We start from the raw sequence: 23,607 nt of genomic DNA, 5'->3' as shown, positions 1-23,607 counted from the left end.
ACAAATATAGTCTACAGACGCTGTTTAAACTGGTAGTAGCGACCCTGTTTCGCCAACAGCTCTGCGTGACTACCTTGCTCAATAATGTGTCCGTTGTCCATCACAATTATCCGATCAAAACTCGCCAGTCCGCGCAGGCGGTGTGTGACCATCAGCACGGTTTTGCCGGTCATGACATTCGCCAGCAAATCAAGGATTTGGCTCTCGGTGGTGGCATCCAGCCCCTCGGTGGGTTCGTCGAGCAGCATCAGCGGCGCATCGTGCAGCAGCGCGCGCGCAATTGCCAGACGGCGCAGTTCACCGCCGGACAGCTGACGGCCGCCTTCGCCCAGCCAGCTGTTAAGCCCGTCGTCCTCAAGCAGTTTTTGCAGCCCGACCTGCTCCAGCACGGCGCGAAGCGCATCATCAGAGGCCTCTGGCGCGGCCAGCAGCAGGTTATCGCGCAGGGTGGCGCTAAACAGATGCACGCGCTGCGGAACGACGCTCACCGTCTTGCGCAGGGCCTGCTCGCTGAAATCGGTCAGCAACGTGTTATTAAAACGAATATGGCCGCGCTGCGGATCCCAGGCGCGGGTCAGCAACTGCAGCAGCGTCGATTTACCGCAGCCGGTACGGCCGAGGATCGCCATCCGCTGACCTGCGTTAACAGAAAGGTTAATACCGTCCAGCGCGTTCTGCGCCTGTTTGTCATAGGCGAAGGTGACATCTTCAAGCGTCAGCGCGACCTGCTCTGGTACCGCGGTCTGCCCGGCACTGAACGTGACTTCAGGCTCCTGCTCGGCAATCTGCGTGATGCGCAGGGCAGAGGCGATCACCTGGCCCAGATGCTGGAAGGCGCCCGTCACCGGGGCCAGCGCCTCAAACGCCGCCAGCGCGCAGAAGACGAAAAGGGCAATAAGTGGACCCGGCTGTGAATTCCCCCCGACATCGCCGGAAGCCAGCCACAGCATGGCAATCACCGCCACGCCGCCGATTAACATCATCAGCGCCTGAGAAAAGGCCGTCAGCTCCGACTGGCGGCGCTGGGCCTCATGCCAGTTAAGCTCCGTACTTTCCATGCGGGCGCGATAGCGCTTGCTGGCGCCAAAAATCGTCAGCTCTGCCTGCCCCTGAAGCCAGGAGGTGAGCTGCTGGCGGTAGTCTCCGCGCAGGCGCGTCAGGTTTTCCCCGGTGGATTTCCCGGCGCGGTAAAACAGCGGCGGCAGAATGATGAGCGTCAGCAGCATGATCCCGCCCAGCGTCAGCGCAACGGAAACATCCAGAACAGACAGCCCCAGCGTGACCACCACAATCACCACAAACGCGCCCACGATCGGGGAAATCACGCGCAGGTAAAGGTGATCCAGCGTGTCGACATCCGCAACGACACGGTTAAGTAACTCACCCTGACGAAAACGCGCCAGCCCGGCAGGGGAGAGGGGCAGCAGTTTGCTGAAGGTGTAGATGCGCAGGTGCTGCAGCACGCGGAAAGTGGCGTCGTGGCTGACCAGGCGTTCGAAATAGCGACCGGCAGTCCGCGTGATGGCGGTACCGCGAACACCGGCAGCCGGGAGCATATAGTTGAAGCTGTATAAACCGGCAAAGCCCGCGACGGCCGAGGCCGACAGGAACCAGCCGGAAAGCGTGAGCAGGCCAATGCTGGCGAGCAGCGTGACAATCGCCAGCACAATCCCCAGCGTCAGCATCCATTTGTGGCGTTTATAGAGCGCAAGATAAGGCAGCAGAGCACGCATCAGATGTCCTCCTGACGGTTCGCCAGCAGGGCGGCAAACGGTCCCTGCACGGCAACGAGAGAGGCGTAATCGCCTTGCTCAACAATACGGCCGTTCTCCATGACCCAGATCTGGTCCCAGTCGGCAATCCCCTCCAGCTGATGGGTAACCATCAGGGTGGTTTGCTGCCGGGAGGCGGCGTTCAGGGCCTCCATTACGCGCTGTTCGCTGTGGGCGTCCAGGCTGGCGGCGGGCTCATCCAGCAGCATCAGCTGGCATGGGTTAAGCAGCGCGCGGGCAACGGCTACGCGCTGCGCCTGTCCGACTGACAGCCCGGCGGACTGATCGCCGACCACGGTATCTACCCCCTGCGGAAGCAGCGGCAGAAACTCGCTGACCCAGGCGCGGTCGAGCACCGATTGCAGTTCATCTTCACGCGCGTCCGGGCGCGCCAGCAGGACGTTTTCACGCAGCGTAGAGGCTGGAAGCTGCGGGTTTTGTCCGACCCAGCTGAGCTGTTTACGCCAGGCGTCTGGATCGAGGTTGCGCAGTTCGGTTTTGTTGATCCGCAGTGAACCCGTGTAGGCCATAAAGCCGGATAGCGCATTCAGCAGCGAGCTTTTACCGGAACCGCTGGTGCCGACGAGCACCACCCGTTGTCCGGCAGGTAAGGTAAAGTTCAGCGGACCCGCGAGCACTTTGCCTTCGGGTGACAGAATGGAAAAGTCCTGTGCTTCGATGGTCACGGGGTCTTTAGCATTCAGCGTCACGTCACCGCGCTCCGGGTGTGCCAGCGGCGTTTCCAGGAACGTTTTCAGGCTATCGGCTGCGCCAACCGCCTGCGCTTTGGCGTGATAGAAGGTCCCAAGATCGCGAAGCGGCTGGAAAAATTCCGGGGCCAGGATCAGCGCCAGGAAGCCGGCAGAAAGGGTCACCGCCGTGCCGTAATGGCCGAAATCCAGCGCGCCAAGGTAGGAGAAGCCAAAGTAGACCGCCACGAGGGCAATAGACAGCGAGGTAAAGAATTCCAGTACGCCGGAAGACAAGAAGGCGAGGCGTAGCACTTCCATGGTGCGCTGACGAAAGTCCTGCGATGCCCGGCGAATATTTTCGGTTTCCGCTTCACCGCGGCCAAAAATGCGTAACGTCTCCATGCCGCGCAGACGATCGAGGAAATGGCCGCTCAGGCGACCCAGTGCCAGGAAGTTACGGCGGTTGGCATCCGCTGCCCCCATGCCGACCAGCGCCATAAACAGCGGGATCAGCGGGGCGGTGCCCATCAGAATCAGCGCAGCCATCCAGTTCACCGGGAAGATGGCGATCGCGATCAGCAGCGGAACGAAGACGGCAAGGGCCATTTGCGGCAGATAGCGCGCATAGTAGTCGTGCATATCGTCAATCTGCTCAAGGATCAGCGTCGCCCAGCTACCGGCTGGTTTACCCTGGATCCACGCGGGCCCGGCTTCCTGAAGGCGATCCAGCACCTGACGGCGGATCTCGTAGCGGATGTGCTGTCCGGCGTGAAAACCGACGCGCTCACGCAGCCACACCACCCAGGCGCGCAGGATAAAAATCAGGATCAGGACAATAAAAGGCAGCAACAGCGCTTCGCGCGGGATGTTCTCCATGATCATGTGATTAAGAATGCGGGCCAGCAGCCATGCCTGGGCAACAATCAACAGACCGCTAACGAACCCCAGGAGACGGGAAATCGTAAGCCAGCGGCGGGAAATAACGCTTTGCTGTTTCAGCCAGCGTGTTAACTCTTGTTGACGGGTTTTTTCCATTGCGTACTTTGCAGGTGACGTTATTAGAAATTGGGCAGCGCAATGTTACAACGGGGAGACAATAAAGGCGACTTATCGCCGCCTTTATTTACGTTTGTTACTGACTTGTAAAGATTATTTACCTTGTTCAGCCAGTCCATCGAGGTAGCGTTCAGCGTCCAGCGCGGCCATACAGCCGGTGCCAGCGGAGGTAATCGCCTGACGATAAATATGGTCCATTACGTCGCCAGCCGCGAACACGCCCGGGATGCTGGTCTGGGTCGCGTTACCGTGAATGCCGGACTGCACTTTGATGTAGCCGTTTTCCAGCTCCAGCTGACCGTCGAAGATCGCGGTGTTCGGGCTGTGACCGATCGCCACGAAAAGACCCGCCACTTCAAGCGTTTCGACGTTATCGGTGTTCTGGGTATCACGGATACGCAGACCGGCAACGCCCATCTGGTCGCCCGTCACCTCTTCCAGGGTACGGTTGGTGTGCAGCACGATGTTGCCGCTGGCCACTTTATCCATCAGACGTTTGATCAGGATCTTCTCCGCGCGGAAGGTTTCGCGACGGTGGATCAGGTGCACTTCAGAGGCAATGTTCGCCAGGTAGAGCGCTTCTTCCACTGCGGTGTTGCCGCCGCCGATGACCGCGACTTTCTGATTACGGTAGAAGAAACCGTCACAGGTTGCGCAGGCAGAGACGCCGCGGCCTTTGAACGCTTCTTCAGATGGCAGACCGAGGTAACGGGCAGAGGCGCCGGTGGCGATGATCAGCGCGTCACAGGTGTATTCGCCGCTGTCGCCCGTCAGGCGGAACGGACGATTCTGCAGATCGACCTTATTGATGTGGTCGAACAGAATTTCAGTTTCGAATTTAGCGGCATGCGCGTGCATACGTTCCATCAGCAGCGGCCCGGTCAGGTCGTTCGGGTCCCCTGGCCAGTTTTCCACTTCGGTGGTGGTGGTCAGCTGACCGCCTTTTTCCATGCCGGTGATGAGTACCGGGTGCAGGTTAGCGCGTGCAGCATAGACCGCTGCGGTATATCCCGCAGGTCCAGAACCAAGGATTAGCAGCTTACTGTGTTTGGCCGTGCCCATGAGATCCCCATTGTTGTTGGCAGACATTTGGCTGGATTGTAGGGAATTTGTTGTCGTAAAAAAAGAGCGCAGCAATTTTGATATCAATCTGTGTAATAGCCACGAGCGATGAATGAGGCGCTATAACATCACGCTTTCGCCTGAAAACCGGTCGTTTGTAAGGCAATAAAATGAGGATTAATACCCTGCCGTAATGAATATCCGGCATGTTGTACTAAAAAACGATGTTTTGCTTTGACAATCCCCTGCGCTTTTGCGAAAACATTCAAGGAAGAAAAAAAACCGCGTTAACCGTATGCCGCATAGGCATGCACGTAAATGCCATTTTTACCGGGTCAGTGAAATCTACGCATGGCGTGGACAGACTCCATACGTGATGTCGGTGACTGCCTTCGGGCAACGGTCTTCTTACCAACAGAACCCGAATCCGCATCGCGTCTAATACAAAACCAGGCGATGTGATGACTAACGGGTACAGGCTCTGAACAGTGATGTGCACAGGGTCCAGGCAGGAGTAGGGAAGGAATACAGAGAGACAATAATAATGGTAGATAGCAAGAAGCGCCCTGGCAAAGATCTCGACCGTATCGATCGTAACATTCTTAATGAATTGCAAAAGGATGGGCGTATTTCCAACGTCGAGCTTTCAAAACGTGTGGGACTTTCCCCGACGCCGTGCCTTGAGCGTGTGCGCCGACTGGAAAGACAGGGTTTCATTCAGGGCTATACTGCTCTGCTGAACCCGCATTATCTGGATGCCTCACTTCTGGTATTTGTTGAGATTACTCTGAATCGTGGTGCGCCGGATGTGTTTGAGCAATTTAACGCCGCTGTACAAAAACTTGAAGAAATTCAAGAGTGTCATCTGGTGTCCGGTGATTTCGACTACCTGTTGAAAACCCGTGTGCCTGATATGTCCGCCTACCGTAAGCTGCTGGGGGAAACCCTGCTGCGTCTGCCAGGCGTGAACGACACCCGTACGTATGTGGTGATGGAAGAGGTCAAACAGAGCAATCGTCTGGTTATTAAGACGCGCTAACACGGAACAGGTGCAAAATCAGCGTAGTTTGATTACACTCCTGTTAATCCATACAGCAACAGTGCCGGGGAGTCCCGGCGCTGTTGTCCGTTTTAGCAAAAAGGCAGGATATGCCTGATACCTGGAGAGCCTTTTTTGAGCCAGGAATACACTGAAGACAAAGAAGTCACACTATCGAAGCTAAGCAGCGGACGTCGTCTCCTCGAGGCTTTGCTGATTGTTATTGCCCTTTTTGCCGTCTGGCTGATGGCAGCCTTACTCAGTTTCAACCCCTCAGATCCCAGCTGGTCACAAACTGCATGGCATGAGCCTATCCATAATTTAGGCGGTGTCCCCGGTGCCTGGCTTGCGGACACGCTGTTCTTCATTTTCGGTGTGATGGCCTACACCCTTCCCGTCATTATCATTGGCGGATGCTGGTTTGCGTGGCGTCATCGTCAGAACGATGATTACATCGACTATTTTGCCGTGTCGCTGCGCCTGATTGGCGCGCTGGCGCTGATCCTCACCTCGTGCGGGCTGGCGGCAATCAATGCGGATGATATCTGGTACTTCGCCTCTGGCGGAGTGATCGGCAGTTTACTCAGTTCTGCGCTGCAGCCGATGCTGCACAGCAGCGGCGGCACGCTGGCGCTGCTGTGCATCTGGGCGGCCGGGCTGACGCTGTTTACCGGCTGGTCCTGGGTGAGCATTGCTGAGAAGATCGGAAGTTTTATCCTCACCATTCTGACTTTCGCCAGCAACCGTACCCGCCGTGACGATACGTGGGTTGATGAAGACGAATACGAAGATGAAGAGGAAGATGACGCGCCTGTGCAGCGTCGCGAGTCTCGTCGTGCGCGTATTTTGCGCGGCGCGCTGGCGCGTCGTCAGCGTGTTGCAGAGAAATTTGCCAACCCGCTGGGGCGTAAAACCGATGCGGCGCTCTTCTCCGGTAAACGCATGGATGAAGACGAGCAGGTGGCGTATCGCGCTGCGGGTGTCGCCGTCGATCCTGACGATGTGCTCTTCTCCGGCAGCCGGGCCACTCCGGGTGACTTCGACGAATACGATCCGCTGTTAAATGGCCATTCGGTTACCGAGCCGGTTGCGGCCGCCGCAGCCGCGACGACCGCTGCGCAGGCGTATGCCGCGCCTGTCGACGCCGTGATGCCATCCGCGCCGGTTTCGCCGCCGGAATCCGTTATTCAGCAGCCTCAGGTTGACTGGCAGACTGCGCCAGGCGTTCACACGCCGGAGCCGGTTATCGCGCCTGAACCTGAAAGCTACATCCCTGTGCAGCAGGAGCAGTGGCAGCAGCCATATCAGCCGCCGCAGCCTGCATATGAACCGCAAGAGTCCCCGCACTATGAACAGCCTGTGGCCCAACCTTATCAGGAGTATGTGCCTGAACCGGTTGAACCTGTGCAGCCTTATGTAGAGCCGCAGCCTGAACCTGAAATCGTGGAAGAGGTAAAACCCTCTCGTCCGCCGATGTACTATTTTGAAGAAGTTGAAGAGCGTCGCGCGCGTGAACGCGAGCAGCTGGCGGCCTGGTACCAGCCTGTGCCTGAACCGGTGCAGGAGCCGGTGACGAAAGCGCCTTCTGTTTCCGTTCCACCGATCGACCCGACGCCTGCAGTCGCACCCGTAGCGGAAAGCGTGAAGCAGGCTACCGCGGCCGCTGCCGTGGCTGCACCTGTTTTTAGCCTGGCAACCAGTGGCGCGCCACGTCCTCAGGTGAAGGAGGGGATTGGTCCGCAACTGCCTCGCCCTAACCGCGTTCGCGTTCCAACCCGCCGTGAGCTTGCCTCTTATGGCATCAAGCTGCCTTCCCAGCGTATGGCGGAAGAGAAAGCGCGCGAGCCTGAGTACGAAGATGACGCCGATGAAATGCAGCAGGACGAGCTGGCCCGTCAGTTCGCCGCGCAGCAGAATCAGCGCTACGGTAATGAATACCAGCACGATGAACCTATGCTGGAAGACGAAGATGACGCGGCTGAAGCAGAACTGGCACGCCAGTTCGCCGCCACCCAGCAGCAGCGCTATTCCGGTGAACAACCGGCTGGTGCAAATCCGTTCTCGCTGTCTGATTTTGAATTCTCGCCGATGAAGGATCTGGTGGATGATGGCCCGAGCGAGCCTTTATTTACCCCGAGCGTGATGCCGGAAGCTGAGCCTGTGCGCCAGCAGCCGGCACCACAGGCCTACGCGCAGCCGCATCAACCTGTTCAGCAACCGCAGCAGCCACCACAGCCGCCGCAGTTCCAGCAGCCTGCGCCTCAGCCGCAGGAAAGTCTGATTCACCCGCTGCTGATGCGTAACGGTGACAGCCGTCCGCTGCAGCGTCCAAGCACTCCGCTGCCGTCGCTGGATCTGTTAACGCCTCCGCCGTCAGAAGTGGAGCCGGTCGATACCTTCGCGCTGGAGCAGATGGCGCGTCTGGTTGAAGCGCGTCTGGCTGACTTCCGCATCAAGGCGGACGTGGTGAACTACTCGCCGGGTCCTGTGATCACCCGTTTTGAACTGAACCTGGCGCCTGGCGTTAAAGCCGCGCGTATTTCCAACCTGTCCCGCGACCTGGCGCGTTCTCTCTCGACCGTTGCGGTGCGAGTGGTGGAAGTGATACCGGGCAAACCGTACGTTGGCCTTGAGCTGCCGAACAAGAAACGTCAGACCGTCTACCTGCGTGAAGTGCTGGATAACACCAAATTCCGCGATAACCCATCTCCGCTGACCGTGGTGCTGGGTAAAGATATCGCTGGCGATCCGGTAGTCGCGGATCTCGCCAAAATGCCTCACCTGCTGGTAGCAGGTACCACCGGTTCCGGTAAGTCTGTCGGTGTGAACGCCATGATCCTCAGCATGCTCTATAAAGCGCAGCCGGAAGATGTGCGTTTCATTATGATCGACCCGAAAATGCTCGAACTGTCGGTCTACGAAGGCATCCCGCATCTGCTGACCGAAGTGGTCACCGATATGAAGGACGCCGCCAACGCCCTGCGCTGGAGCGTCAACGAGATGGAACGCCGCTACAAGCTGATGTCTGCGTTGGGCGTGCGTAACCTGGCCGGGTATAACGAGAAAATTGCCCAGGCTGTGCGCATGGGGCGTCCGATCCCGGATCCTTACTGGAAGCCGGGTGACAGCATGGATGCTCAGCATCCGGTGCTGGAAAAACTGCCTTATATCGTCGTGCTGGTTGATGAATTCGCTGACCTTATGATGACCGTCGGTAAGAAAGTAGAAGAGTTGATTGCCCGTCTGGCGCAGAAAGCGCGTGCGGCCGGTATTCACCTTGTGCTGGCGACCCAGCGTCCTTCCGTGGACGTTATCACTGGTCTTATCAAAGCGAACATCCCGACGCGTATCGCCTTTACCGTATCCAGTAAAATTGACTCCCGTACCATTCTTGACCAGGGCGGCGCAGAGTCGCTGCTGGGTATGGGTGACATGCTCTATTCCGGCCCGAACTCCACCTCTCCGGTGCGTGTCCACGGTGCGTTCGTCCGCGATGAGGAAGTTCACGCCGTCGTGCAGGACTGGAAAGCGCGCGGTCGTCCGCAATACGTTGACGGTATTACCAGCGACACGGAAAGCGAAGGCGGCGGCGGTGGCTTCGACGGCGGCGAAGAGCTGGATCCGTTATTCGATCAGGCGGTTAACTTCGTTACCGAAAAACGCAAAGCGTCCATCTCAGGCGTGCAGCGTCAGTTCCGCATCGGCTATAACCGCGCAGCGCGCATCATCGAGCAGATGGAAGCGCAGGGCATTGTGAGCGAGCAGGGGCATAACGGTAACCGCGAGGTGCTGGCACCACCGCCGTTTGATTAACCTTCAGCGATTGCAAAGAAGGGTAAATCAGCCAAAATTAAGCATTTTCTTCTGTCGCCTGCCTTCGGGCAGGTCCAGAATAGAAGACGGAAACCCCATATCGGGAAGACGTATTTTAAGGAATAACAATGAAAAAAATCGCCATCGCCTGTGCATTACTCACCAGTTTTGTCGCCAGCAGCGTCTGGGCTGATGCGGCCAGCGACCTTAAAAGCCGACTGGATAAAGTAAGCAGCTTCCACGCCAGCTTCACGCAAAAAGTGACTGACGGCAGCGGTAACGCGGTGCAGGAAGGTCAGGGAGATTTGTGGGTAAAACGCCCGAATCTGTTCAACTGGCACATGACCCAGCCGGATGAAAGCATCCTGGTCTCTGACGGTAAAACCTTATGGTTCTTCAACCCGTTTGTTGAGCAGGCTACGGCCACCTGGCTGAAAGATGCCACCAGCAATACACCGTTTATGCTGATTGCCCGTAACCAGTCCAGCGACTGGCAGCAGTACAATATTAAACAGACGGGTGACGAGTTTGTCCTGACGCCGAAAGGCAGTAACGGCAACCTGAAGCAGTTCACCATTAACGTAAGCACCAACGGTACGATTAATCAGTTTGGCGCGGTTGAGCAGGACGATCAGCGCAGCAGCTACCAGCTCAAGTCTCAGCAAAACGGCGCCGTTGATGCATCGAAATTCACCTTTACCCCGCCGCAGGGCGTAACGGTGGACGACCAACGCAATAAGTAAGAGGCGTGAGTGGGCAATCTGTCGCTCGATTTTTCAGATAACGCGTTTCAACCTCTGGCCGCTCGTATGCGGCCAGAAAATTTAGCGCAGTACATCGGCCAGCAGCATCTGCTGGCTGCCGGTAAGCCATTGCCGCGCGCCATTGAGGCCGGGCATCTTCACTCCATGATCCTCTGGGGCCCCCCTGGCACCGGCAAGACCACGCTTGCAGAAGTGATCGCCCGCTATGCCAATGCGGACGTTGAACGTATTTCGGCGGTAACCTCTGGCGTGAAAGAGATCCGCGAGGCGATCGAGCGTGCGCGGCAGAACCGCAATGCCGGGCGGCGCACCATCCTCTTCGTGGACGAAGTCCACCGCTTCAACAAGAGCCAGCAGGATGCCTTCCTGCCGCATATTGAAGACGGCACGATCTTCTTCATCGGTGCGACCACCGAAAACCCATCGTTTGAACTGAACTCGGCGCTGCTTTCCCGCGCGCGCGTTTACCTGCTCAAATCGCTCACCACCGAGGATATCGAAAAGGTTCTCACCCAGGCGATGGACGACAAAGCGCGCGGCTACGGCGGGCAGGATATCGTTCTGCCTGACGACACGCGTCGTGCGATTGCCGAGCTGGTCAACGGTGATGCGCGGCGTGCGCTGAACACGCTGGAAATGATGGCCGATATGGCCGAAATCGACGATGCCGGGAAGCGGGTGCTGAAACCGGAACTGCTCACCGAGATTGCGGGGGAGCGCAGCGCGCGTTTCGATAACAAAGGCGACCGTTTTTACGACCTGATCTCGGCGCTGCATAAGTCCGTGCGCGGCAGCGCGCCGGATGCGGCGCTTTACTGGTACGCGCGCATTATCACTGCGGGCGGCGATCCTTTATATGTCGCGCGTCGCTGTCTGGCGATTGCGTCAGAAGATGTCGGCAATGCCGATCCTCGCGCCATGCAGGTTGCGCTGTCGGCCTGGGACTGCTTCACCCGCGTTGGACCTGCGGAAGGCGAACGTGCCATTGCGCAGGCGATTGTTTATCTGGCCTGCGCGCCGAAAAGCAATGCGGTTTATACCGCCTTTAAAGCGGCGATGTCCGACGCGCGTGAACGTCCGGACTACGATGTGCCGGTTCACCTGCGTAACGCGCCGACCAAACTGATGAAAGAGATGGGGTATGGGCAGGAGTATCGTTACGCTCATGATGAACCCAATGCCTACGCTGCCGGGGAGGAATATTTCCCGCAGGAGATGGCACAAACGCGCTATTATCACCCCACAAACAGAGGTCTTGAAGGCAAGATTGGTGAAAAGCTCACCTGGCTCGCCGGACAGGATCAAAATAGCCCTATAAAACGCTACCGTTAGTTCAATCGTTGCGGTAATGTTGGCAATGTATCCTTGTGGCCGCAGGCTGTGGTCACATTTTCCTATTTTAATTCGATAAGCACAGGATAAGCATGCTCGATCCCAATCTGCTGCGTAATGAGCCAGACGCAGTCGCTGAAAAACTGGCACGCCGGGGCTTTAAGCTGGATGTAGATAAGCTGCGCGCTCTCGAAGAGCGTCGTAAAGTTCTGCAGGTACAAACTGAAAATCTGCAGGCAGAGCGTAACTCTCGATCGAAATCCATCGGCCAGGCGAAAGCGCGCGGGGAAGATATTGAGCCATTACGCCTGGAAGTGAACAAACTGGGTGAAGAACTGGATCAGGCTAAAGCTGAGCTGGACGTTCTTCAGGCCGAGATTCGTGATATTGCCCTGGCTATCCCGAATATTCCTGACGACAGCGTGCCTGTCGGCAAAGATGAAAACGACAACGTTGAAGTGAAACGCTGGGGTACGCCTCGTGAGTTTGACTTCGAAGTGCGCGATCACGTGACGCTGGGCGAAATGCATGCGGGCCTGGACTTTGCGGCAGCGGTTAAGCTGACCGGCTCCCGTTTTGTGGTGATGAAAGGCCAGATTGCCCATCTGCACCGTGCGCTGGCGCAGTTCATGCTGGATCTGCACACCGAGCAGCATGGCTACAGCGAAACCTACGTGCCGTATCTGGTCAACCACGATACGCTGTACGGTACGGGCCAGCTGCCGAAATTTGCCGGCGATCTGTTCCATACCCGTCCGCTGGACGAGGAAGCAGACAGCAGCAACTACGCGCTGATCCCAACCGCTGAAGTGCCGCTGACTAACCTCGTGCGTGATGAGATCATCGATGAAGACGACCTGCCAATTAAGCTGACGGCACATTCACCGTGCTTCCGTTCTGAAGCAGGTTCTTACGGTCGCGACACGCGCGGTCTGATCCGTATGCACCAGTTCGACAAAGTTGAGATGGTGCAGATCGTCCGCCCTGAAGCGTCCATGGACGCGCTGGAAGAGATGACCGGCCACGCTGAGAAAGTGCTGGAGCTGCTGGGCCTGCCGTACCGTCGTATGGCCCTGTGCACCGGTGATATGGGCTTTGGCGCCTGCAAAACCTTCGATCTGGAAGTGTGGGTGCCTGCTCAGAACACCTATCGTGAGATCTCCTCCTGCTCTAACGTCTGGGATTTCCAGGCGCGTCGTATGCAGGCACGCTGCCGCAGCAAATCTGACAAGAAAACCCGCCTGGTGCATACCCTGAATGGTTCTGGTCTGGCTGTGGGCCGTACGCTGGTTGCCGTGCTGGAAAACTACCAGCAGGCAGACGGTCGTATTGAGATCCCTGAAGTGCTGCGTCCATACATGAAAGGCCAGCAGTACATCGGCTAATTCTTTGCCTCACAACAAAAAAGCGCCTTTGGGCGCTTTTTTTATGCCTCTGAATTGACACGACGCAATACCCCCTCCCTCTAAAGTAGTAATACTCCTCCGAATGAAAGTCAGCATAAAAAGCTGATTACGTAAAAAATCGTTGTATATAAAACTACATAGCGGTTTGCGCCGCCATTCTTTTCTTTGTGAGCAACCAAAGTGAGTCTCTATGAAAATCAACGCGCCTGAAGCATTAATGGCTGCCGAGGTCACTCGCCGTGGGTTGATGAAAACCACGGCAATAGGCGGCCTGGCCGTAGCCAGCAGCGCCTTCACGCTTCCTTTTACCCGACTGGCCTCAGCGGCTGATGCACTATCCCCAGCCTCAGCTCCGGAAAAAGTGGTGTGGAGTGCCTGTACCGTAAACTGCGGTAGCCGTTGTCCGCTGCGTATGCATGTGGTGGACGGCGAAATAAAATATGTCGAAACCGACAATACCGGGGACGATAACTATGAAGGGTTACATCAGGTTCGCGCCTGCTTGCGCGGCCGCTCCATGCGTCGTCGCGTGTATAATCCGGACCGCCTGAAATATCCGATGAAGCGCGTCGGTAAGCGTGGGGAAGGGAAGTTCGAGCGGATTAGCTGGGATGAAGCCTACGACATTATCGCCACCAATATGCAGCGCCTTATCAAAGAGTATGGCAACGAATCCATCTACCTGAACTACGGCACCGGGACGCTCGGCGGTACGCTGACCCGCTCCTGGCCACCGGGTAAAACGCTGGTGGCACGTCTGATGAACTGCTGCGGTGGTTATCTTAATCACTATGGTGACTACTCATCGGCGCAGATTGCTGCGGGCCTGAACTACACCTACGGCGGCTGGGCGGACGGCAACAGCCCGTCCGATATCGAAAACAGTAAGTTGGTCGTCCTGTTCGGTAACAACCCGGGCGAAACCCGCATGAGCGGCGGCGGGGTAACCTATTACCTCGAACAGGCCCGCGCCAAATCCAATGCCCGCATGATCATTATCGATCCGCGCTATACCGACACCGGCGCCGGACGTGAAGACGAGTGGATCCCAATCCGTCCGGGTACAGATGCAGCGCTGGTCTCGGCGCTTGCGTGGGTAATGATCACAGAAAACCTCGTCGATCAGCCTTTCCTGGATAAATACTGCGTCGGCTATGACGAGAAAACCCTGCCAGCCAGCGCGCCTGCTAACGGTCATTACAAAGCCTATATTCTCGGGCAGGGCAGCGACGGCGTGGCGAAAACGCCCGAGTGGGCGTCCACCATCACCGGTATTCCGCCCGAGCGTATCGTTCAGCTGGCGCGTGAGATTGGCTCGGCCAAACCGGCCTACATCAGCCAGGGCTGGGGACCGCAGCGCCATGCGAACGGCGAAATCGCGACTCGCGCCATCTCCATGCTCTCCATTCTGACCGGCAACGTCGGTATTCACGGCGGTAACACCGGCGCGCGTGAAGGCTCGTATGAAGTGCCGTTTGAACGTATGCCTACGCTGGATAACCCTGTTCAGACCAGCATCTCCATGTTTATGTGGACCGATGCGATCGAACGTGGTCCTGAAATGACCGCCCTGCGCGACGGCGTGCGCGGCAAGGACAAGCTGGACGTGCCGATCAAGATGATCTGGAACTATGCCGGTAACTGTCTCATCAACCAGCACTCCGAAATCAACCGCACCCATGAAATCCTGCAGGATGATAAGAAGTGCGAGATGATTGTGGTCATCGACTGCCACATGACCTCCTCGGCGAAATATGCCGATATCCTGCTGCCGGACTGCACGGCCTCTGAGCAGATGGATTTCGCGCTGGACGCCTCCTGCGGCAACATGTCCTATGTGATCTTTACCGACCAGGCGATTAAACCGCGCTTCGAGTGCAAAACCATTTATGAGATGACCTCTGAGCTGGCGAAACGTCTTGGCGTTGAGCAGCAGTTTACCGAGGGGCGTACTCAGGAAGGGTGGATGCGCCATCTGCATGAACTCTCCCGTAAGGCGGTCCCTGACCTGCCTGATTTCGATACCTTCCGTAAGCAGGGTATGTACAAACAGCGCGATCCGGAAGGGCACCACGTGGCGTACAAAGCGTTCCGTGAAGATCCGCAGGCGAACCCGCTGACCACGCCGTCGGGCAAAATCGAAATCTACTCAGAAGAGCTGGCAAAAATCGCGTCGACCTGGGAGCTGCCGGAAGGGGACGTTATCGATCCGCTGCCGATCTACACGCCAGGTTTCGAGAACTATAACGATCCGCTGACGGCGAAATTCCCGCTGCAGCTGACAGGTTTCCACTACAAAGCGCGCGTGCACTCCACCTACGGTAACGTCGACGTACTCAAGGCCGCCTGCCGTCAGGAGATGTGGATCAACCCGATGGATGCCAAAGCACGCGGCATCAGCAATGGCGATCGCGTGCGTATCTTCAACGGCCGCGGCGAGGTGCACATTGAGGCCAAAGTGACGCCGCGCATGATGCCAGGCGTGGTGGCGCTGGGGGAAGGGGCCTGGTACAACCCTGATGCCAACCGCATCGACCAGGCGGGCAGTATTAACGTGCTGACCACGCAGCGTCCGTCGCCGCTGGCGAAGGGCAACCCATCCCACACAAACCTTGTCCAGGTTGAAAAGGTTTAAGGAGTAGCCGATGACAACCCAGTATGGATTTTTTATCGATTCCAGCCGTTGCACCGGGTGCAAAACCTGCGAGCTGGCCTGTAAAGATTACAAAGACCTGACTCCTGACGTCAGCTTCCGCCGTATTTACGAATACGCCGGTGGCGACTGGCAGGAAGATAACGGCGTCTGGCATCAGAACGTCTTTGCCTATTACCTGTCGATTGCCTGTAACCATTGTGAAGATCCGGCCTGCACCAAGGTCTGCCCGAGTGGGGCGATGCACAAGCGTGAAGACGGTTTTGTGGTGGTGAACGAAGATGTCTGCATCGGCTGTCGGTACTGCCACATGGCGTGCCCGTACGGCGCGCCGCAGTACAACGCCGCCAAAGGTCATATGACCAAATGCGACGGTTGCCACACCCGCGTGGCGGACGGCAAAAAGCCGATTTGCGTCGAGTCCTGTCCGCTGCGCGCGCTGGACTTCGGCCCGATTGAAGAGCTGCGTCAAAAACACGGTCAGCTTGCCGCAGTGGCACCGCTGCCGTCTGCGCACTTCACGAAGCCGAGCATTGTGATTAAACCTAACGCCAACAGCCGTCCTACAGGTGACACCACCGGCTACCTGGCAAATCCGAAGGAGGTGTGAGATGGGAAGTGGATGGCATGAATGGCCGCTGATGATCTTCACGGTCTTTGGCCAGTGCGTGGCGGGCGGTTTCATTGTGCTCGCGCTGGCGCTGCTGAAGGGGAATCTCAACGCTGAACAGCAGCAGCGTTTAGTGTTGAGCATGTTTGGCCTGTGGGTGCTGATGGGGATTGGGTTTATCGCCTCTACGCTGCACCTGGGTTCGCCGATGCGCGCGTTTAACTCTCTGAACCGCGTGGGGGCCTCATCCCTCAGTAACGAGATTGCCAGCGGGGCAATTTTCTTTGCCGTCGGTGGGCTGGGCTGGCTGCTGGCCGCTTTGAAGAAATTGCCTGCGGGTCTGCGCAGCCTGTGGCTGATCGTGACCATGGTGCTGGGCGTGGTGTTCGTGTGGATGATGGTGCGCGTCTATAACACCATCGATACCGTTCCAACCTGGTACAGCGTCTGGACGCCGATGAGCTTCTTCCTGACGATGTTTATCGGCGGGCCGCTGCTGGGCTACCTGCTGCTGCGCGTGGCGGGCGTAGACGGGTGGGCAATGCGTTTGCTGCCGGCTGTTTCGCTGCTGGCGCTGGTGGTGAGTGCGATGGTCGCTCTGATGCAGGGGGCAGAACTGGCAACCATTCACAGCTCTATCCAGCAGGCTTCTGCCCTGGTGCCGGACTACGGTTCTCTGATGGCCTGGCGCATCGTTCTGCTGGTCGCGGCGTTGGTATTCTGGATCGCTCCTCAGCTTAAAGGTTATCAGCCCGCGCTGCCGCTGCTGTCACTGGCCTTTGTGCTGGTCCTGGCGGGTGAACTGATTGGCCGCGGTGTGTTCTACGGGTTGCATATGACCGTTGGTATGGCTATCGCCAGTTAACGTTGCATTGAGTTATATCAAGCCGGGCCTGAGTGCCCGGCTTTTTCTTTTTTCGATCATGAAATTTTTCGACTGTCGTTTTGTTTTAATTTCGCCCATTAATAAATAAAAACAGACACATAATTAATATCTATAGCAGGCGTGGCATTAGCAGGATAAGTTTTTTAAATCGACAGGGAACATATTGTGCGAGGCGGCTAAGTCAGTGGATTGACTTTGGTTTTGCCAGTGGCATGATGCGCACGAAATCTGAACTTCCTCACGGTTTTTAATCCATGACCACCTATACCCGGCCAGTGCTTCTGTTGCTTTGTGGCCTGCTTCTGTTGACCCTGGCGATCGCAGTGTTAAATACGCTCGTCCCGCTATGGCTCGCCCATGAAAACTTACCGACCTGGCAGGTGGGTATGGTCAGCTCGTCCTTTTTTACCGGGAACCTGCTGGGTACGCTAATGACCGGGAGCCTGATTAAGCGCTTTGGCTTTAATCGCAGCTATTATCTGGCTTCGCTGATTTTCGCCGCCGGGTGTGCCGGGCTGGGCCTGATGGTCGGCTTCTGGAGCTGGATGGCATGGCGCTTTATCGCAGGCGTAGGCTGCGCGATGATTTGGGTGGTGGTTGAAAGCGCGCTGATGTGCAGCGGCACCTCCCGCAACCGCGGACGCCTGCTGGCGGCCTATATGATGGTTTACTACGTCGGCACCGTGCTGGGTCAACTGATGGTCAGCAAGCTGCCAACCGATCTGATGAGCGTTCTGCCGTGGGTAACGGGCATGGTGCTCGCCGCGATCCTGCCGCTGCTCTTCACGCGCATTGTGAACCAGAACAGCGAGCATCAGGAATCGACCCACGTCTGGCCGATGCTCAGACTCCGTCAGGCGCGTCTGGGCGTTAACGGCTGCATTATCTCGGGGATTGTACTGGGCTCGCTCTATGGCCTGATGCCGCTCTATCTGAATCATCAGGGCGTCAGCGATTCTGGAATTGGCTTCTGGATGGCGGTGATGGTGAGTGCGGGGATCGTCGGGCAGTGGCCGATTGGCCGTCTGGCGGACCGCTTCGGTCGTCTGCTGGTGCTGCGCGTGCAGGTCTTTGTGGTCATTATGGGATGCCTTGCCATGCTCAGCAACGCCGCGATGGCGCCTGCGCTGTTTATTCTCGGGGCGGCTGGCTTTACGCTCTATCCGGTCGCGATGGCCTGGGCCTGTGAGAAAGTTGAACATCACCAGCTGGTAGCAATGAACCAGGCGCTGTTACTGAGCTATACCATCGGCAGCTTATTAGGCCCGACGTTTACCGCGATGCTGATGCAGAATTACTCTGATAACTTATTGTTTATCATGATCGCCAGCGTGTCGTTTATTTATCTCTTGATGCTGCTGCGCAAAGCAGGCGAGCATCCAACGCCTGTGGCACATGCCTGATTAAATAAAAGCCTGTCGATGACAGGCTTTTTTGTCCCGGTCACAACTAAGAGTTTTACTTATTGTTTGTTTATTGCGCCAGGCGATAATTCATGTGAGTCCTACCACTATAAGGCAGCAATCATGTCTATTCGTCGTTTTTCCACTACCGCACTTGCCGTAGTGTTGTCTTTAACGTTTGCAACGGCTCCGGTCATGGCTAATCCTGGAAACGGGAATGGCGGTGGTCACGGAAACGGTGGCGGGCAAGGTAATGGCGGTAATCATGGTAACGGAAATTCTGGTAACCATGGCAATAAGCAAAATAACGGTCAGGATAACCCTGGAAAATCGGATAAAAGCTTTAAAAGCAGTAAAGATGTCGGTAACGATGTCGACGCTCGCGTGAGCTTCGATCATGCCCGCCATCTGGCGCTGAATTATGGCCTAACGGGCTATGACTCTCTGCCTCCGGGTATCGCGAAAAACCTGGCGCGCGGTAAACCGTTGCCTCCGGGCATTGCGAAGAAAACCGTGCCGGCCTCAATGCTGGGTCAGCTTCCTTCCTACCCTGGCTATGAATGGCGCGTGGTCGGAGACGACCTGGTCTTAATTGCGCTGAGTACAGCCATTGTGACCTCCGTTATTAACGGCGTCTTTAAATAGAATATAAAAAAGCCCGGTTTTCACCGGGCTTTTCTTTAATACATCACCTTGTGGCCGTACTGTTCAAGAATACCTTTGACGCGTTCCATCGTCTCTTTTTTTGGCGGCTTCACGCCATCAAGTTTGTACTCTTCGCCCATCGCCACCCATTTATGTTTACCCAGCTCGTGATAGGGGAGAAGCTCGATTTTTTCGACGTTGCCCATGTCGCGGGTAAATTCCCCCAGGCGGTGCGCGGAGTCGTCGTCATCTGACCAGCCGGGAACCACCACGTAGCGGATCCAGGTTTTGATGCCTTTATCGGCAATGTATTTGGCGAATTCCAGCGTGCGGTGGTTTGAGACGCCAACGAGGTTCTGGTGGATCTCATCGTTCATCTGTTTAAGATCGAGCATCACCAGATCGGTCACTTCAAGCAGCTCGTCGATAACCGGATCGTAGCGGCGCACAAAGCCGTTGGTGTCGAGACAGGTATGAATGCCTTCTTTATGGCAGGCGCGGAACCAGTCGCGGACAAATTCGGCCTGCAGAATGGCTTCACCGCCGGATGCGGTGACGCCGCCGCCGGACGCGTTCATAAAGTGGCGGTAGGTCACCACCTCTTTCATCAAGTCTTCAACGGTCACTTCTTTACCGCCGTGCGTATCCCAGGTGTCACGGTTATGGCAGTACAGGCAGCGCATCAGGCAGCCCTGGAAAAAGGTGATAAAGCGGATACCCGGGCCATCGACGGTGCCACAGGATTCAAAGGAGTGAATGCGACCAATAATTGACATTGCGGTGATATCTCCAGCATCGGCCCGTCCGGGGCCTGAGTATGCACAGCTCAAAGCCGGCTGTGTTGAAGTCTGTTTTGGCTGATATCCATAGAGTATAGATAGCGGACAAAAGAGACTGAGGTGGAGAGGGTGCTAAAAAGGCCCCACTGACGTGGAGCCTTTATTGTACGCTTTTTAACGCGTGATTTCAGTCAATTCCAGTTACATGGACTGAGTGAAAGTACGGGTGATAACGTCCTGCTGCTGTTCTTTAGTCAGGGAGTTAAAACGTACTGCGTAGCCAGATACGCGGATGGTCAGCTGAGGATATTTCTCAGGGTGTTCCATCGCGTCGAGCAGCATTTCACGGTTCATGATGTTCACGTTCAGGTGCTGACCACCTTCGATGGACGCTTCGTGGTGGAAGTAACCATCCATCAGACCCGCGAGGTTAGTTTTACGCACTTCGTCGTCTTTACCCAGCGCGTTTGGCACGATAGAGAAGGTATAAGAGATACCATCTTTCGCGTAAGCAAACGGCAGTTTAGCAACGGAGGTCAGAGAGGCAACCGCACCTTTCTGGTCACGACCGTGCATTGGGTTAGCACCTGGGCCAAATGGCGCGCCAGCACGACGACCGTCTGGGGTGTTACCGGTTTTCTTACCATACACAACGTTAGAGGTGATGGTCAGAACAGACTGAGTCGGGATAGCGTTACGGTAAGTAGTCAGTTTCTGAATTTTCTTCATGAAACGTTCTACCAGGTCAACCGCCATGTCATCAACGCGAGAGTCGTTGTTACCAAACTGCGGATACTCACCTTCGATTTCGAAGTCTACAGCCAGGCCGTCTTCGTCACGAATTGGTTTAACTTTCGCATATTTGATTGCAGACAGGGAGTCAGCAGCAACGGACAGACCAGCGATACCACACGCCATGGTGCGGATAACGTCACGGTCGTGCAGCGCCATCAGAGAGGCTTCGTAGCTGTACTTGTCGTGCATGTAGTGGATTACGTTCAGCGCAGTGACATACTGTTTAGCCAGCCAGTCCATGAAGTGATCCATACGTTCCATCACTTCGTCGAAGTTCAGAACGTCGCCTTTGATCGGCTCAGACTTAGGACCAACCTGCATTTTCAGTTTTTCATCAACGCCGCCGTTGATTGCGTACAGCATGGTTTTCGCCAGGTTTGCACGCGCACCGAAGAACTGCATTTGTTTACCAACAACCATTGGGCTTACGCAGCAAGCGATAGCGTAATCGTCGTTGTTGAAGTCCGGACGCATCAGGTCATCGTTCTCGTACTGCAGAGAAGAGGTATCGATGGACACTTTAGCGGCGAATTTCTTGAAGTTCAGAGGCAGTTTTTCAGACCACAGAACGGTGATGTTCGGCTCCGGAGAAGGACCCATGGTGTAAAGGGTGTTCAGGAAGCGGAAGCTGTTTTTGGTTACCAGAGTACGGCCGTCAACGCCCATACCACCGATTGATTCTGTTGCCCAGATTGGGTCACCAGAGAACAGCTCATCGTATTCAGGAGTACGCAGGAAGCGAACCATACGCAGTTTCATGACCAGGTGGTCAATCATTTCCTGAGCGTCTTGCTCGGTGATTTTGCCTGCTTTGATGTCGCGTTCGATGTACGCATCCAGGAAGGTGGATACGCGACCGAAGGACATTGCTGCACCGTTCTGAGACTTAACAGCGGCCAGGTAGCCGAAGTAGGTCCACTGGATAGCTTCCTGAGCGTTGGTAGCCGGACCAGAGATATCGCAGCCATATTTTGCTGCCATCTCTTTGATCTGACCCAGCGCGCGGTGCTGTTCAGCGATTTCTTCACGCAGACGGATAGTCGCTTCCAGGTTTACGCCGTTTTCCAGATCGGACTGCAGGGAAACAAACTGCGCGTACTTGTCTTTCATCAGGAAGTCGATACCGTACAGCGCAACGCGACGGTAGTCACCGATGATACGGCCACGGCCATACGCATCTGGCAGACCAGTCAGAACGCCAGATTTACGGCAGTTCAGAATGTCTTTGGTGTAAACATCGAATACGCCCTGGTTGTGGGTTTTGCGGTATTCGGTGAAGATTTTTTTCAGCATTGGGTCCAGCTCGCGGTTATACGCTTTGCAGGAACCTTCAACCATTTTGATACCACCGAACGGGATGATTGCGCGTTTCAGTGGTGCTTCAGTCTGCAGACCAACGATTTTCTCAAGGGCTTTGTTGATGTAGCCAGCATCGTGAGAAGTGATGGTGGAAGCAACGGAGGTGTCAAAATCAACTGGCGCGTGAGTGCGGTTTTCCAGTTTAACGCCTTCCATTACGCTGTCCCACAGCTTGGTGGTCGCGTCAGTTGCGCCAGCCAGGAAGGATTCGTCACCTTCATACGGGGTATAGTTTTTCTGAATGAAGTCACGTACGTTTACTTCATTCTGCCAGTCACCTTTCGCAAAACCTTCCCAGGCTGTGGCTAACTTTTCATTAAGCTCGGACATGTAACACCTACCTTCTTAAGTGGATTTTTTATTTACTGCCTGAGAAAACCATCAATGATGATCGTCGCCACGCAGGTAAATGACCCAGTATGTCAACCCAACTAACAGACCCCCACCGATAATGTTCCCGATAGTGACAGGGATCAGGTTATCAGTAATGAAATTCATAATAGTCAGGTGAGAGAAACTTTCCGGGGATGAACCAACTGCGGTCCAGAACTCCGGGCTTGCAAAGTCGCGGATGACAATGCCCATTGGGATCATGAACATATTCGCGATACTGTGCTCAAAGCCGCTGGCAACAAACATCGCAACCGGCAGAACCATAATTAAGGCTTTGTCCATCAGGCTACGACCCGAGTAGCTCATCCATACAGCCAGGCAGACCATCAGGTTAGCGAGGATGCCGAGAGCAACGGCTTCGATAAATGTGTGGTGCATTTTGTGGTCGGCGGTTTGCAGGACGTTAAGGCCCCAGCCACCGTTGGCGGTCATGTACTCGCCAGAAAGCCACATCAACAAAACAAAGAGCAGACAGCCAACCAGGTTACCCACGTAGACGTTAAGCCAGTTGCGTGCCAGCTGACCCCAGGTAATTCTTCCGCTGGCCTTTGCCACGACAATCAGCACCGTTGAGGTGAAGAGGTCGGCGCCGCAGATGACGCAGAGAATCAGACCCAGTGAGAAGCAAATGCCGCCAATCAGTTTGGCCATGCCGAAAGGCATTCCGGCAGTACCGGTGGTGGCGGTGATGTAGAAGACGAAAGCGATAGAGATGAACACACCAGCCGTGATCGCCAGATAGAACGTCTTCATCGGGTGTTTCGTTGCTTTATAGACACCCGCTTCTTCGGCAACTTTGGCCATCGCAGCAGGGAGTAAAAGATCAAAAGGGTTGTCAGCTTTCACACTAACTCTCTCTTTATTAAGTCGGCGACGAGATACTAACAAAGCATTATAGAAGAGAAATTGATATAGATCATATCTCGCCTGGCTTATAGGCCCGCAGTGTGTATGGTTTTACAGCAAATGCGGAGTAAGTATTTGATTATCCGTATAAAAATAAATTTTAAAAGTTATGAAAAGAGTTGAATTTTTTCGTTCAGCCACCTCTGACACAGTTAATTAATATGGAGTATTTACCATAAAAAGTAACAGTAAAGCCTAGGTAAATATTATTATATTTACCCATGTTTAACTTTATTATTACA

Annotated in this window: 16 protein-coding genes; 10 read left to right on the top strand and 6 right to left on the bottom strand. The window is 55.7% G+C overall.

The genetic code is table 11. The features are described from left to right. Positions 1-11: 11 nt before the first annotated feature. The 3 genes from cydC to trxB all read right to left on the bottom strand — a co-directional run bounded on the left by cydC (position 12) and on the right by trxB (position 4,582). A complete protein-coding gene (gene cydC / locus FOY96_RS14395; protein WP_023310979.1) occupies positions 12-1,733 on the bottom strand; it encodes a heme ABC transporter ATP-binding protein/permease CydC in 1,722 nt (573 codons plus the stop codon). Then, positions 1,733-3,499, bottom strand: coding sequence for a heme ABC transporter permease/ATP-binding protein CydD (gene cydD, locus FOY96_RS14390; protein ID WP_143347293.1), 1,767 nt, complete (start codon positions 3,497-3,499; stop codon positions 1,733-1,735). The genes cydC and cydD overlap by 1 nt, the downstream gene beginning before the upstream one ends. A gap of 114 nt (positions 3,500-3,613) precedes the next feature. Continuing rightward, positions 3,614-4,582 carry a thioredoxin-disulfide reductase gene (trxB, locus tag FOY96_RS14385; protein ID WP_143347292.1) on the bottom strand — a complete coding sequence of 323 codons (969 nt, stop codon included), beginning with the start codon at positions 4,580-4,582 and terminating at the stop codon, positions 3,614-3,616. A gap of 544 nt (positions 4,583-5,126) precedes the next feature. Here trxB and lrp point away from each other — a divergent pair. The 10 genes from lrp (at position 5,127) to FOY96_RS14330 (ending at position 19,133) form a co-directional block, all read left to right on the top strand. Continuing rightward, complete coding sequence (gene lrp, locus FOY96_RS14375) at positions 5,127-5,621, top strand: leucine-responsive transcriptional regulator Lrp (RefSeq protein WP_000228469.1); 495 nt, start codon at positions 5,127-5,129, stop codon at positions 5,619-5,621. A gap of 135 nt (positions 5,622-5,756) precedes the next feature. After that, positions 5,757-9,434, top strand: a complete 3,678-nt coding sequence (locus FOY96_RS14370; protein ID WP_143347291.1) for a DNA translocase FtsK 4TM domain-containing protein — start codon at positions 5,757-5,759, stop codon at positions 9,432-9,434. Between the two features lie 128 nt (positions 9,435-9,562). Further along, positions 9,563-10,177, top strand: a complete 615-nt coding sequence (gene lolA, locus FOY96_RS14365; RefSeq protein WP_023310983.1) for an outer membrane lipoprotein periplasmic chaperone LolA — start codon at positions 9,563-9,565, stop codon at positions 10,175-10,177. A 9-nt stretch (positions 10,178-10,186) separates the two neighbouring features. Continuing rightward, the gene (rarA, locus tag FOY96_RS14360) at positions 10,187-11,530 is read left to right on the top strand and encodes a replication-associated recombination protein RarA (RefSeq protein WP_033145084.1); all 1,344 of its coding nucleotides are present in this window, start codon (positions 10,187-10,189) and stop codon (positions 11,528-11,530) included. Positions 11,531-11,622: 92 nt separating this feature from the next. After that, positions 11,623-12,915: a serine--tRNA ligase gene (serS, locus tag FOY96_RS14355; protein ID WP_143347290.1), complete on the top strand. Its 1,293-nt coding sequence runs from the start codon at positions 11,623-11,625 to the stop codon at positions 12,913-12,915. A 211-nt stretch (positions 12,916-13,126) separates the two neighbouring features. Continuing rightward, positions 13,127-15,571, top strand: coding sequence for a dimethylsulfoxide reductase subunit A (dmsA, locus tag FOY96_RS14350; RefSeq protein ID WP_047061493.1), 2,445 nt, complete (start codon positions 13,127-13,129; stop codon positions 15,569-15,571). A gap of 10 nt (positions 15,572-15,581) precedes the next feature. Continuing rightward, a complete protein-coding gene (locus FOY96_RS14345) occupies positions 15,582-16,199 on the top strand; it encodes a DMSO/selenate family reductase complex B subunit (protein ID WP_047061494.1) in 618 nt (205 codons plus the stop codon). A 1-nt stretch (position 16,200) separates the two neighbouring features. Further along, complete coding sequence (locus tag FOY96_RS14340) at positions 16,201-17,064, top strand: dimethyl sulfoxide reductase anchor subunit family protein (RefSeq protein ID WP_029739492.1); 864 nt, start codon at positions 16,201-16,203, stop codon at positions 17,062-17,064. Positions 17,065-17,339: 275 nt separating this feature from the next. Then, positions 17,340-18,488 (top strand): MFS transporter, encoded by a 1,149-nt coding sequence (locus FOY96_RS14335; RefSeq protein WP_143347289.1) that lies wholly within the window; start codon positions 17,340-17,342, stop codon positions 18,486-18,488. Positions 18,489-18,611: 123 nt separating this feature from the next. Further along, the gene (locus tag FOY96_RS14330) at positions 18,612-19,133 is read left to right on the top strand and encodes an anti-virulence regulator CigR family protein (protein ID WP_023310990.1); all 522 of its coding nucleotides are present in this window, start codon (positions 18,612-18,614) and stop codon (positions 19,131-19,133) included. A gap of 35 nt (positions 19,134-19,168) precedes the next feature. Here the strand turns inward: FOY96_RS14330 and pflA are convergent, their stop codons facing one another. The 3 genes from pflA to focA all read right to left on the bottom strand — a co-directional run bounded on the left by pflA (position 19,169) and on the right by focA (position 23,305). Continuing rightward, entirely contained in the window at positions 19,169-19,909 is a 741-nt protein-coding gene (gene pflA, locus FOY96_RS14325) for a pyruvate formate lyase 1-activating protein (RefSeq protein ID WP_023310991.1), read from the bottom strand. Positions 19,910-20,113: 204 nt separating this feature from the next. Then, on the bottom strand, positions 20,114-22,396 hold the full coding sequence (pflB, locus tag FOY96_RS14320; RefSeq protein WP_143347288.1) for a formate C-acetyltransferase: 2,283 nt from the start codon (positions 22,394-22,396) through the stop codon (positions 20,114-20,116). 51 nt (positions 22,397-22,447) lie between these two features. Next, a complete protein-coding gene (focA, locus tag FOY96_RS14315; protein WP_008499974.1) occupies positions 22,448-23,305 on the bottom strand; it encodes a formate transporter FocA in 858 nt (285 codons plus the stop codon). Positions 23,306-23,607 lie beyond the last annotated feature (302 nt).

The organism is Enterobacter asburiae, from assembly GCF_007035645.1.
GTDB classification, from domain to species: domain Bacteria; phylum Pseudomonadota; class Gammaproteobacteria; order Enterobacterales; family Enterobacteriaceae; genus Enterobacter; species Enterobacter asburiae_B.
Note: the sequence above shows the minus strand (reverse complement) of the source record. Positions and strands in the feature narration are given on the sequence as shown.